The sequence below is a fragment of the Parabacteroides sp. AF17-28 genome (assembly GCF_003479205.1).
GTDB classification, from domain to species: Bacteria; Bacteroidota; Bacteroidia; order Bacteroidales; family Tannerellaceae; genus Parabacteroides; species Parabacteroides acidifaciens.
Genome location: NZ_QUGV01000033.1, coordinates 1 through 12,872, shown reverse-complemented (window position 1 = coordinate 12,872; position 12,872 = coordinate 1). Strand labels below are relative to the sequence as shown.

General features: G+C 46.4%; 10 protein-coding genes and 3 pseudogenes. 5 read left to right on the top strand and 8 right to left on the bottom strand.

Annotated features, from left to right (window positions below):
* Window positions 1-120: 120 nt before the first annotated feature.
* The 3 genes from DWW90_RS18325 to dprA are packed head-to-tail and all read left to right on the top strand — an operon-like array spanning window position 121 to window position 2,908.
* On the top strand, window positions 121-1,392 hold the full coding sequence (locus DWW90_RS18325; RefSeq protein WP_233547812.1) for a peptidase U32 family protein: 1,272 nt from the start codon (window positions 121-123) through the stop codon (window positions 1,390-1,392).
* A complete protein-coding gene (locus DWW90_RS18320; RefSeq protein ID WP_115498499.1) occupies window positions 1,392-1,799 on the top strand; it encodes a thioesterase family protein in 408 nt (135 codons plus the stop codon). The genes DWW90_RS18325 and DWW90_RS18320 overlap by 1 nt, the downstream gene beginning before the upstream one ends.
* A complete protein-coding gene (gene dprA, locus DWW90_RS18315) occupies window positions 1,796-2,908 on the top strand; it encodes a DNA-processing protein DprA (RefSeq protein WP_122346021.1) in 1,113 nt (370 codons plus the stop codon). The genes DWW90_RS18320 and dprA overlap by 4 nt, the downstream gene beginning before the upstream one ends.
* 243 nt (window positions 2,909-3,151) lie before the next feature.
* On the opposite strand, the gene DWW90_RS18310 is transcribed toward dprA, so the two are convergent.
* The 5 genes and pseudogenes from DWW90_RS18310 to DWW90_RS20890 form a co-directional block, all read right to left on the bottom strand.
* Window positions 3,152-4,036 carry a glycerophosphodiester phosphodiesterase family protein gene (locus tag DWW90_RS18310; protein ID WP_122346020.1) on the bottom strand — a complete coding sequence of 295 codons (885 nt, stop codon included), beginning with the start codon at window positions 4,034-4,036 and terminating at the stop codon, window positions 3,152-3,154.
* Between the two features lie 1,009 nt (window positions 4,037-5,045).
* On the bottom strand, window positions 5,046-5,444 hold the full coding sequence (locus DWW90_RS21035) for a nuclear transport factor 2 family protein (RefSeq protein ID WP_353890112.1): 399 nt from the start codon (window positions 5,442-5,444) through the stop codon (window positions 5,046-5,048).
* A gap of 27 nt (window positions 5,445-5,471) precedes the next feature.
* Window positions 5,472-6,509: pseudogene (locus tag DWW90_RS18305) on the bottom strand (alpha/beta fold hydrolase); the annotation flags it as partial.
* Window positions 6,510-6,545: 36 nt separating this feature from the next.
* Window positions 6,546-6,935: pseudogene (locus tag DWW90_RS20685) on the bottom strand (cupin domain-containing protein); the annotation flags it as partial.
* A gap of 417 nt (window positions 6,936-7,352) precedes the next feature.
* A pseudogene (locus DWW90_RS20890) lies at window positions 7,353-7,988 on the bottom strand (alpha/beta hydrolase); the annotation flags it as partial.
* Window positions 7,989-8,262: 274 nt separating this feature from the next.
* Between DWW90_RS20890 and DWW90_RS18295 the strand changes: the two are divergent.
* Both DWW90_RS18295 and DWW90_RS18290 read left to right on the top strand, forming a co-directional pair.
* Window positions 8,263-9,162, top strand: coding sequence for an AraC family transcriptional regulator (locus DWW90_RS18295; RefSeq protein ID WP_122346019.1), 900 nt, complete (start codon window positions 8,263-8,265; stop codon window positions 9,160-9,162).
* A 138-nt stretch (window positions 9,163-9,300) separates the two neighbouring features.
* Window positions 9,301-10,467: an ATP-binding protein gene (locus DWW90_RS18290; protein ID WP_233547811.1), complete on the top strand. Its 1,167-nt coding sequence runs from the start codon at window positions 9,301-9,303 to the stop codon at window positions 10,465-10,467.
* Between the two features lie 139 nt (window positions 10,468-10,606).
* Here DWW90_RS18290 and DWW90_RS18285 read toward each other — a convergent pair whose 3' ends face one another.
* From DWW90_RS18285 to DWW90_RS18275, 3 genes are all read right to left on the bottom strand, one after another.
* A complete protein-coding gene (locus DWW90_RS18285; protein ID WP_115498505.1) occupies window positions 10,607-10,990 on the bottom strand; it encodes a DUF3037 domain-containing protein in 384 nt (127 codons plus the stop codon).
* Window positions 10,968-11,750 (bottom strand): HipA family kinase, encoded by a 783-nt coding sequence (locus tag DWW90_RS18280; RefSeq protein ID WP_122346017.1) that lies wholly within the window; start codon window positions 11,748-11,750, stop codon window positions 10,968-10,970. The genes DWW90_RS18285 and DWW90_RS18280 overlap by 23 nt, the downstream gene beginning before the upstream one ends.
* A gap of 72 nt (window positions 11,751-11,822) precedes the next feature.
* The coding region (locus DWW90_RS18275) for a glycoside hydrolase family 172 protein (RefSeq protein ID WP_147382453.1) at window positions 11,823-12,872 on the bottom strand (1,050 nt) is incomplete at its 5' end.

The following is a 12,872-nucleotide window of genomic DNA, read 5'->3' as shown; positions in this document are numbered from 1 at the left end:
GGGCATGGAAAAACTATTTCATGCCCATGAAACTAAAGTTGCATGCCCATGGAACCGGAGACGGATGCAAATGCACATCTTCTCGGATATTATTCCTACCTTTGCAAGAGTAATCTGTAAATGTATAATAACTTGAACGAGAAAGATTTTGAAATAATGGCGCCCGTCGGTTCGTACGAATCGCTGATGGCGGCTATCCAGGGAGGAGCCGACTCTATTTACTTCGGTATCGAAGGGCTGAACATGCGTTCGCGCTCTTCCAATAACTTTACGACAGACGATTTGCGTAAGATCGTAGCCATTTGCCGCGAGCACGGCATCAAGAGCTACCTGACCGTAAACACGGTAATCTACGGAGAAGACCTGCCGTTGATGCGCGAGATCATCGATGCAGCCAAAGCGGCAGAGGTTTCCGCCATCATCGCAGCCGATGTGGCCGCCATGAATTATGCCGACAGCATCGGACAGGAAGTGCACCTTTCCACGCAACTCAATATCTCGAACGCAGAAGCCCTGAAATTCTATGCCCGCTTTGCCGACGTGGTCGTGCTGGCACGCGAGCTGAACCTGAAACAGGTGCACGAAATATACCGCCAGATCGTCGAGCAACAGATCAAAGGCCCGAAAGGAGAACTGATCCGTATCGAGATGTTCGCCCACGGCGCCCTCTGTATGGCCGTCTCCGGCAAATGCTACCTGAGCCTGCACGAGATGAACGCTTCCGCCAACCGGGGAGCCTGCATGCAGATTTGCCGCCGCGCCTATACGGTAAAAGATAAAGACAGCAACATCGAACTGGATATCGAAAACCAATATATCATGTCGCCCAAAGACCTGAAAACAATCCATTTTATGAATAAAATGATGGATGCAGGCGTGCGGGTGTTCAAGATAGAAGGGCGTGCACGCGGACCGGAATATGTGCGCCTCGTAACGGAATGCTATAAAGAAGCCGTACGCGCTTACTGCAACGGCACTTTCACAGAAGAAAAGGTCGCCGCCTGGGACGAACGCCTCAGCAGCGTGTTCAACCGGGGTTTCTGGGACGGCTATTACTTAGGACAACGCTTAGGCGAATGGAGCAGCAAATACGGTTCCGGCTCGACCAAGAAGAAAGTTTATGTCGCCAAAGGGATCAAATACTTCGACAAGATCGGCGTGGCCGAATTTGAAATGGAGTCCGGAACTTTGCAAGCAGGCGATGAAATCCTGATTACCGGACCGACTACAGGCGCTGTTATGCAGACGATAGACGAGATCCGCGTAGAGCTCAAACCGGTAGAACAAACCGTCAAGGGCGAACGTTTCTCCTTCAAGGTAAACGAGAAGATCCGCCCGTCCGACCGGCTATATAAAATGGAAAAAGTTCAACTCGAAAAATCGTTTGAATAATGAAAGAATATCTCTTTAAACTGACAGACAAAGTCCGCGACTACGAATGTGACTTGCAGGGAGTTGTCAACAACTCCAACTACCAGCATTATATGGAGCATACCCGTCATGAATTCTTAGAATCGCTCGGCGAGAACTTTGGAAAGATGCATGAGAAAGGAGTGGACGGATTCGTTTCGCGGGTAGAAATCCAGTATAAAACTTCCCTGAAAAGCGGCGACAGCTACATCTCCTGCCTCAACGTGTATAAGAAAGGCGTCAAACTGGTTTTCGAACAGGACATTTACCGGGCTTCCGACAATGCGTTGGCAACAAAAGGGATCGTAGAATCAGTAATCGTAGAAAACGGGAAACTGACACGCGGCGAATATTTCGATGAAATGCTAAAAAGAATAGAACATACATGACAGAAAAACAGATTTACCAAATCGGCCTTACTATGATCAACGGCGTGGGAGACATCCTGGCGCGCCATCTCCTGCAAACATTGGGAGAAGCAGAGGCTGTGTTCGCTGAAAAGCAACAGTTGTTAGAGAGAATCCCGGGTATCGGCAGCGTCTTAGCTGCCGAAATCAAACGCCCGGAAGTACTGCAACGGGCGGAAAAAGAGGCGGTCTTTATCGAAAAGAACCATATTTCCTGCTACTTCCTGGCCGATGCGAACTATCCGGCTCGCCTCAGGGAATGTCCGGACGCTCCCGTCCTCTTCTATTTCAAGGGAAATACCAATCTGGATGCAACGCGGATCATCAGCATTGTCGGAACGCGCAATGCCACCGAATACGGCAGGGAACTCACCGAATCGCTTCTGAAAGACCTCTCCCAAATTATCCCCGATTTATTAATCGTCAGCGGATTGGCCTACGGCATCGATATCTGTGCCCACCGGAGCGCCCTTCGAAACCAATTGCCGACTGTCGGCGTATTGGCACACGGCTTGGATCGTATTTATCCGTCCAGCCATCGCTCTACGGCTGTCGAAATGCTGGAATGCGGAGGTCTGTTGACCGATTTCCCCAGCGGAACGGAGCCGGATCGTCCTAATTTCCTTCGCCGGAACCGGATTGTAGCCGGTATGTCGGATTGTACAATTGTCGTCGAATCAGCCGAAAAAGGCGGTTCCTTAGTGACGGCAGATATCGCCTTCTCGTATGGCCGGGACGTTTACAGCTTTCCGGGGCGCGTCGGCGACAGCCATTCCAAAGGCTGCAACAACCTGATCCGACAGAACAAAGCCGGATTGATTACTTCTGCCGCCGACCTGATCTCCGCTCTTTGCTGGGACGTGCAAGAACCGGTAACACCTGTGCAAGCGGAACTGTTCTTTTCCGATCAGGAGCCGTTGGCCGAACAAAACCCGATTCTGAGAATCATGCAAAAAGAAAAGGAGATGCATATCAACCAGCTTGCCCTGGCATTGGATATGCCGGTCTATCAACTCACGACGCTGCTGTTCGAACTGGAAATAAACGGAAAGATAAAAACGCTGCCGGGAAATATCTACAAACTGCCCTAACCGGGCACTATTTTCATCAGGTAAAATAGAAACGAAACCCCTATAAACAATTAAAGGCTGTCTCACGACAACCCCTAACCAACTTTGTTAACCTTAAATCTAATACTATTATGAAAAAACCACATTGCAAAGATACGCCTGTTTTGACCATTTGTCAAGCATTTTACCGCTAATACTTGTTAAATCAAGGCCTATCAATAGCAAAAAGATTCTAAACGCCCCTAAAGAGTCTTCAAAACCACTCTATTTTGTTAAATCTAACCCTTGAAACAGGTACGGATAATCCGTTTCGATCACATCCGGATGCGTCCCGATCTCCGTTTTATAACCGGCAATCTTTTCCGCCTCCGTCTTCCCCCGGTCATGTGTCGGAGCAACTGAAATCATGCACATCACACCGTTACGATGCAAGGCATCATACAACGCCTGCTCTTCCGGCTTCATCTTCAGGCCGACATACGCCATTACCTGTTTCCAGGGAATGCCTGCTTTTTCGTATTTTCCGAACTCCTCCATATTCTTGCACCAGCAAGAGAACGTTGCTTCAGGCTCCCGGTCCAGGTAGTAACGGGCCTGTTCGGCATTATGAACCGTGTACATGACATTCACCGGATTCTCTTTCTCGATAAAATCAGCCATTATATCCAACGGGACATCTTTGATATCCAGGTTTAGGATTGTTTTGCCCTTGCTCCATTCAAGACATTCTTTCAAGGTAGGAATCTTGAAAGCGGTCACATTCCCGTTCCGGTCCACCAGATTGAACTGCTGCAATTCCGCATAGGTATAATCCGACACTTTTCCCTTTCCGGTCGTTGTCCGGTCAATGGTTTCGTCATGCATCAGGACGATCACCCCGTCCTTCGTCAAACGCGGGTCTATCTCAAAGAAAGACTCCATATAAGACAAAGTCTTCTCAAAAGACTCGATGCAGTTCTCCGGATAACCATCCAGCATCCCGCCGCGATGCCCGCTGATCACAATCGGCCGATCCGGCGCATACCGGAAATAAGCATGCAGATCCCGGCTGTCTTTTACCGGAATATAATGAGGATTTTGAGCTGACAGATTCCCGGCTGGCAAGAAAAGCCCGATGAAAAGTGCAAGAATTAAAGGTATAGCTTTCATGATCTTTATATTTATTGATATTCAATCTCGATACAGGGCTTAAAAGTAAGACTTTTCTGCCAGTCTCCTACCACAAAAAGTACTACAAAAACATGAATATTTGATTGGAAGCGAAAGTGGGAGGTATATAAAAAAATTAAGGATTGTCATCCCGACAACCCCTAACCAACTTTGTTAACCTTAAATCTAATACTATTATGAAAAAACCACATTGCAAAGATACACCTGTAAAGCCCGTTTGTCAAGCCTTTTACGGACAATATATGTTAAGCCGCAACAAGTATTTTGCCAAAAAGTGTTAGACACTTTAAAACTATACAGAATACGTGCAAATTCTGCTAAATTTAACAATTCAAACACTCTTTCCTTACAAAAACATCTGCCCGATCTGCTTGTCACAATTCTACGCACCATTCCTTATTGCGGACCATGGTACGCAGATGACAATACATACATTTTTGTATCGAGAAATTACAATAACCCTCTTTTTCCCCATTTTTCTATTTCGACCAAAATCTTGAACCATTTTGAAGTGTCTCTTTTCTCGTTTTTAACCTTTCCGGCTGACACCGGACGGAACGAGCTGCCGAGTCCATCCCGAAAAGTGTGCAATTTGATTGCAGGAAAGCGGAAACGCTGGAAAAGTGATAAACCTTAACTCCCGGAGAATCGAATATTTGAAAATAAAACGGACGGCGTTCCAAATATCCCAAGGAAATTTAGGGGCTTTTTTGCAGTGAAGACGGTCGTTTTTCAAAAGAAGACGGTCGTCATCGCCATTACGACCGTCCTCATGGGTGATGCACTCGGCACCTCGCGAAGATTAAGACGGTCGCAATGGCAAAGAGGACGGTCGCAATGGCGAAAAACTCCCGAAAAAGGAGAAAAAGGGCATTTTTGACGTCTGAAAAGTGGATTAACATTTGTTTAGTTTCGGCGGCCGTCCGAGTCGGAAAAATACGTTTTATACAATAAGCCTCCGAAAATCAGATATAGGAGAATTAAATATTTACTGATTCTCTGTTCTTTCCAAAAGCCGTGTAAAAACCAGACTGCCAAGTTGCCAATTCCCATTTTCTTTCACAAAAACTTCCGTTACCATGAAAGGAAAAGTCACTTCATTGCCTGCCACCATGGAGGTTAGATGAATGTTACTGTAAACAATGCCAGTATTAGCAGTAAATTTCACCGAAACATCATGGATATCGGTATGTTTATAATGGATAAAACCACCTTTAATAGTTTCTAATTCAGCTTCTTTCCCCCAAGATCCGCCCATGTGGACAAACATGGCATTCTCATGGAATAATGATTCCAGTTTATCCACATTCTTTTCGGACATCCATTGCCATTTAGCATTCGAGATATCAATCAGCTCCTGTTCAGTAGAAGAAAAGGCTTTCGTCATGGTCTGAGTCTGCCCCACCAAAACATCAAGCCACTGTTCTAACAAATCGGCAAGCTGAGTATTGTTCAGGTCTTGCATCAAAAAATGAGTATTACCATAAATCCCGATCTTGGGTAACTCCACCAAAGTGGCATTTCCCCCATGCCGGTTGATAGCTTCTACAAATTTACGTCCCATCTGAAGACGTACACGCCAGTTCTCATCACCCAGTTTTTCCGAGGGTGTTTCAGGAATATAGTCTCCAAAGTACATGACTATAGGGATTTGAGTCAGTTTCATAAACTGCTCCAGGGGTACAGGTATTCCCTGCACTCCACCGGTGAGTCCTTCAATCGGGGCAGGAACCTCACCTTCCGGGAATACATATCCGCCCGGTTCATACGCAACAACGCCCTTAACCTTCTGATTTTGCATGGCGGCCATCCAACCGGGAAAGCCTCCTGCCGAATGTGTTACCAGGATGTTTTTACCTATTCGTTCCGTCAATGCATCGATCGCTGTCACATCTTGCCGGTGGTCACTCAGGTCTGGTGTCATTTCACGGAAGAATTGTGACAAGGATACGGAATCCGTAGGAAACTGTACGCCCTTGTTATAATCGGGCCATACGCCTATACGCCATATATCGAACCAGAACATCTCGTCGGCAACCGGTTTTACCGTCGTTGTCGCAGAAGTTCTTCCGGCATGACCACGCCCGGGAAGATCCATCACATAAGTGCTGTAATGCTTGCGCAGCATCAAAGTGGAGAATCCGTCCCGTCCATCAGGAGTCATCTCCCAGCAAACACCGGAGCCGCCATAGCCATGAATAAAGACAAGCGGAAGCTTTTTGGGCTGCACGGGTATCTGGTAGTGGACAAAAGCATGGTCTGCCCGGTAGCTTTGCCCCTTCTCTTCTTGCGTTGCCCATCCGACAAACTTGGAGTTGTCATATTCACCTTCACGTTGAATCGTTTTTCCTGCCACAGAGAAATGGCCTTGTTTCTCTATCACAACAGGTTCCTGAGCTGATACCATCGCGACAGTGACCGATAGCAATATTGTCTCAATACACTTTTTCATATTTCAGCTATATTTTATTTTTCAATCAGATTACTTAATAGATACACTCTGTCTGGCTGCCGCGAAATAGTCACTGTCTTTCACCGGATCAAGCCATTTGACCTCATTATTCTGCGGATTACACCTGATAGCAATATGGGCAAACCAACTGTCGGGAGCTGCGCCATGCCAATGTTCGACATCCGATGCTATCTCAACCACATCACCCGGAAATAATCTACGAGCAGGCCGCCCCTTTTCCTGATAATAACCGATACCGGCCGTTGCTATCAGTATTTGTCCGCCGGAATGACTATGCCAACTGTTTCGGCAACCCGGCTCAAATGTCACATTCGCCATCGGAACATTCAGCCCTTTGTCCATACTGATCGAGGCAAGATAAGCTTGTCCGGTAAAGTTTTTGTTTTCAAGCAATTTCTCGCCCAGTGGAAACGGCTGTTCAAAAGTTCCTACCGTATGCTCCGCATAGAGCAATCTTTTAGCAAAAAATTCCACCAGTTTATTTACTGCCTGGTCTACGTATTCAGGGACATAGTAAGTCTGAATATGAGTCGCACCGGAAATAAGGAACAATTCTTTGTCCGCTGTTCCGGTTGCTCTATGGAAAGCCTCCTCAGTCATATAGTAGGTATCGGCCTTGCTACCTGCCAGCATAAGTAACGGCTGACCGATCAAATCGATATTAGAGGTAGCATCCCACGTCATCAGATCGAGCAGGCTGCTGACCGTATATCTGAAAGTGGAATTGGAATGAGCATGGGTTTTGCCATAATAGATAAACCCTTCGCGATACAAATCGAACGGCAGTTTTGCGATCTGTTCGTCTGTCAGTTTGGAATCTCCCGTATATTGCACTTCCCCGCCTGCCATTTCCCGCGCACGGGCATCTGTGGCTTGTTTCAACCTTTCCTGAATGGTTGAAACCTGGGAGCCCATAAATCCGTCCCGCCTGACTTTACCGGAATTAAACATACTCAAAGTCGCTACAGCTTTCAAACGTTTATCCGATTGGGCAGCGCCCAAGGTATATCCGCCACCGCCGCATATGCCGAGAATACCGATCCGTTTCGCATCGACACCCGGATAATGGCTCATATAATCGACCATGCCGTGAATGTCTTCAATACGATTGGCCGGTTTGTCCACATTACGCGGCTCACCTCCGCTCGCTCCCTGATAAGAGGCATCCGCCACTAAAGTAATATATCCTTTCTCCGCCAGCCGCTGTGCATAAAGCCCGGCAACCTGTTCTTTCACTCCCCCGTTCGGATGTGCCACAACTATTGCCGCATATTTGTTTGCAGGATCATAACCGGCAGGCACATACACATTGGCTGCAATCTCTATGTCATGCAACCGGTAAGTAACAGGATGGATATTCACCCGGCCTTCGATATTTTCTTTGAGCGCATTTTCATAAACCAATCCGAAAGGATTGTTCTGTGCCGGTAAAACAGCAAGACTTTGACTTAGTGTCATTATAAAAACTAATTTGAGGATTAAACATTTCTTCATAACCGATCCTTTTTATTTTGATGTTGATTTCAATAATGCAAATTTAAAGGGAGTGACAAAGCAGGACAATAGACAGATTACGGATATGATAACACTATTCACTGATCGTACAAGGCTATTTATCAACCGGCAAACACAAATCACTGATTCGCTAACCTTAATTACTGATTCTATGATATGCGTTAATTATTTACCATACAAAATCATTACTTTTGTAACAAAGTAAACAATACGGGTCATGGGAAGTATTATAAAGTTAGAGACTATTCAGGAATATAACTTGCTGTTGGGTGCGGAAACTTTGCATCCCCTTGTCAGCATAACAGACTTTTCCAAACTGAAGTCAATCAAACATTGCCGGAAAAACTTCGGATTCTACTGTGTGATTTATAAAGAACTTACATGTGGGACATTACAATATGGCCGTAATAAATACGATTATCAGGACGGCACATTGGTCTTCATTTCCCCAGGGCAGGTGGCAGGCATAGATGACGAAGGAGAAACGGTTAATCCTAAAGGGATCGCGCTGATGTTCCACCCGGATTTGCTATACGGAACTCCCCTTGCCCCCAGGATGAAAGATTATACATTTTTCTCATACGAATCTAACGAAGCCTTGCATATGTCCGAACGCGAACGCCATATCATCCTCAATTGTTTTAATGAGATCAAAGAAGAATTGGAACACGCGATCGACAAACATACAAAACAAATTATAGCCTCAAACATAGAAACGCTGCTCAATCACTGTGTCCGTTTTTATGAACGCCAGTTTGTTACCCGTGAAATTGTCAACCGGGATTTACTCGGTAATTTTGAACAGATATTAAATTCCTATTATGCTTCGGAAAAGCCTCAAACGATCGGATTGCCGTCTGTCGGGTATTGTGCCGAACAAATGCACCTTTCGCCAAACTACTTTGGAGACTTGATAAAAAAAGAAACCGGAAAGTCCGCACAGGAATACATTCAGTTGACTGTAATGGAGAAAGTGAAAGAGTTATTAGTCGAAAGCAATAAAACGATCAGTGAAATCGCTTACGAACTCGGCTTTAAATACCCGCATCATTTGAGTAGAATATTTAAAAAGGTAGTCGGCACTACTCCTAATGAATACCGGCTGCAAGCCGGATGAGAAAATTCTTGAAAAAGCGAGCGAAGGAAACCGTATGAATAGTATTTGAGATACTAAAAAAAAGAGTATCTTTGGACAATTTTAAACTTACACTTTAAATTTGTCCAAATGCAGAGTAAAGAACTAATATACAGATCATTGTCAGAAGAGATAAAGCGATGTTTTGACTTCTTTCCGGTTATAACCCTGACTGGCCCCCGGCAATCAGGAAAGACGACAATCTGCCGTGAACTGTACCCAGATCTGCCGTATGTAAATCTCGAAGAGATCGACACACTGAACAGAATTAAAGAAGATCCACAAAGTTTTTTTACCAATCATCCTAATGGTGCCATCATAGATGAAGCACACCATTATCCGGAAATCTTCTCCTACATCCAAGTCAATGTCGATGAAGATATCTATCAAGGAAAGATGGACCGAAAATTTATTGTGACGGGGAGTAGCAACTTTGCGCTATTGGAAAAAGTTACTCAGTCGATGGCTGGACGTACTGCCGTCCTTACTTTGCTGCCACTGTCACAAAAGGAATTACAGCAGGCTGGAAAAAAAACAGATACAGATCGACTAATCTTAAATGGCGGCTATCCCGCCGTATGGAAGAACGAAACTGCGCGTGAGATAATCTATCGGAATTATTTCACAACCTATATCGAGCGGGACGTACGGAGCATAATCAACATAAAGGATCTGATGCCTTTTCAAACATTCATGCGGCTGTGTGCCGGAAGGATAGGGACAGAATTCAACGCATCGGCCCTGTCAGTGGCTGTCGGCGTGAGTGTGCCGACAATCAACAACTGGCTTAGTGTCCTGGCCGCATCCTATACCGTTTACCTGCTATCACCTTATCATGCCAATATTGGGAAAAGGCTTACCAAAACCCCGAAGCTTTATTTTTATGATACTGGCCTGGCTACTTTCCTACTGGGTATCGAAAATGAAGAACAATTAAAAACACACCCTTTGCGGGGAGAGCTGTTCGAAAACATGGTCGTTAACGAGATGATGAAAGAAGGGCTCAATAAAGGGAAAGAAGAACATCTGTATTTTTACCGTGATAAGACACAAAGGGAAATAGATGTAATCCGGATGAAGGCTTTAGACCTTGAAGCATACGAGATAAAATCTGGGAAGAGTTATAATGGCGATTATTACAAACAGTTGAAATTCTTCAAGGATTTATTGGGTGATCAGGTGAAGCGGACAGCTGTTATCTATGATGGAGAAACAAACAATAGGGACTTGATAAACGGCCTTTATAATTATCGGGACTTTAGTTTATATGATAATAAAACACTGTAAATGTATATATTATGGCACTAATGGACAAATTTAAAGTTGCATTTTAAATTTGTCCAACAGTCGCATACGGCACTGCTCCAAATGAATACCGACTGCAAGCCGGATGAGAAAGTTCTTGAAAAAGCGAGCAAAGCAATCCCTACAAAACCAACTCCCTGAACAATGTCTCCAACGTCTGGTCCAGATCGTCGGAGAAACCCGGATGCGGGCGGGAGGTTTGGATGGAGGCGCTCCGAACAGCTGTCAGCCAGCGGAAACGTTCCGGGATGTCGAGGGAGGCGATCGGGCCGCCGTCATTGGCTCCGGAGCAGATTCGATCGAAAACATGGAGGTTGGCGAACAATGCTTCACGGTCCAGCTCGGAGGAAAAGAGGTTCAGCTTGTCCTCGTCCACCTTATAAAGCGCTTTGATATATTTCGCCCGCTTTGAGAACAGAATGATTCCGACATTGAAAAACTCCTCCCGTTCCACTCGGGGAACCAGTCGGATCACGGCATATTCATATAAGTGTTTTCCTTGCATCCTGCGCTTCTTTTACAAATGTTTCGGAATGGGCCAGTCTTTCACACAAGAACTGATAATAGACTTCTCTTATCTCATCCGGACTGCCGGGACTGTCGCTCCAATGCAACCAGTCATCCGGGATCAGGGCGACGATCTCACGTATCCTCTCATCCGTCAGCAGACGTTTCATGTCGGCATCCGCCTCTTTCAGCCGGGAGGCTTCGGGCAACAGGACATGGTCTTTTATCTGCACGAAAGGGCTAACGGCATGTTTCTTCCAGTTCACCCACGAATAATGGAAATAGAGGGAAGCCCCGTGATCGATCAGCCACAATTCTTTGTGCCACATCAACATATTGGTATTACGGAACGTGCGGTCCACGTTGGTCAGGAACGCATCCAGCCAGACAATACGGGAAGCCTGTTCCGCACCGACCTTCGTCACCACCGGGTCAAACGTCAAAGCGCCTGACAGGAAATGCAGCCCTAAGTTCAGTCCGCGACTGCCTTGCAGCAAATCCTGTATCTCCTCATCCCCTTCCGTACGGCCGAATGCCTCGTCCAGGTCCAGGAAAACCAGTTCGGGCACGCGGAAACCAAGCGCACGGGCAACCTCGCCGCCTATCAGTTCGGCAATCAGCGCTTTCGTCCCGTGACCGGCACCGCGAAACTTCACGACATATTTGAACTCATCGTCCGCTTCCGCCAGTGCCGGCAACGAGCCGCCTTCCCGAAGGGGCATGATATACCGGGTTACATTTGCTGTTCGTAATTCCATCGCATTCCATTTATTTCGGAGATAAAGATACAAGTTCTTTTTAAACAAACGAAACGCCGAAAAGATTCAAACTTAATTTACTTCCAACTCTTCCCAGGCCGGGAGTGTAGGGAATTTATTATGGGGTTCGGACTGGTACCAGAAAACGACAGACGAAATATCCGATTTCTGAGGCAGATACCGGCCGCCGAGACGCCAGCCCAAATCCTGGATCGTCACCCGTAAATCTTTATCGAAACGGACCGGGTCGGTAATATGCCAGCGGTAGAGCCCGAAGCGTTCCTGTGATTTATACGTCCCGTCCGGACGAATCACCTGATGCAGACCGGCATACGGCGTACAAAATTCCTTATACTGCCCTTCCCGGTCGAAGTTATAGGAACCGCAGAAGTAGTCTTCCGTCCCTGTTCCGCAAATCGTCGGGTATTTGGTATCTCCATCCATAAAGAATTTGATTTCGCCTTCGCCCCACCAACCGTTGTTGTTGACGCCCCAAGCCATATAGACACCGACGTATTGCCCTTTTCCCTTGATGCCGTCGACAATCGTATAGTCGGAAGTCATATTCGGGTTAGAGCGACGCCATTGGGCATGGAAATAGCCGGCATCCGCCGGAACCTCCGTCAAGGTATAGTCTACCTGGTAATATAAGGTCATCGGTTCCTCTTTATTGATATTCTCCATCGTAATCTTGCATTTCCGGCGGAAAGGCATGGTCCAATAGCAGTTGAAGGCACTTCCGGGATTCACACAAACCGCCAGCGAAGAAAGCGGAGCATAAACACCCCAACCCATTCCGAAGAAATCGCCCACAGGACACTCGACAGAAGGTTCTTTTTCATCATCCCAATAAATACGGAGGATAGAGAAACGCCAGTTTCCGGTAGGAGTCATCCAGATATGCTGAATAGCACCCGGTCCTTCTATATCGGCAAGTACAGCAGTTTCGCCCGACTGGATACGGATATACGGATTGACTTTCCATCCCTGCCCCAAATCGCGGGCGGCATGGGCGGCATTTGCCACATTGGGAATGTCTTTATCTTTCGGATCGGCCATCCCGCCTTTTGGCTCACCCGATATTTCTTGGGGGGGAACTTCATTAACTTTCTTGGAATATCT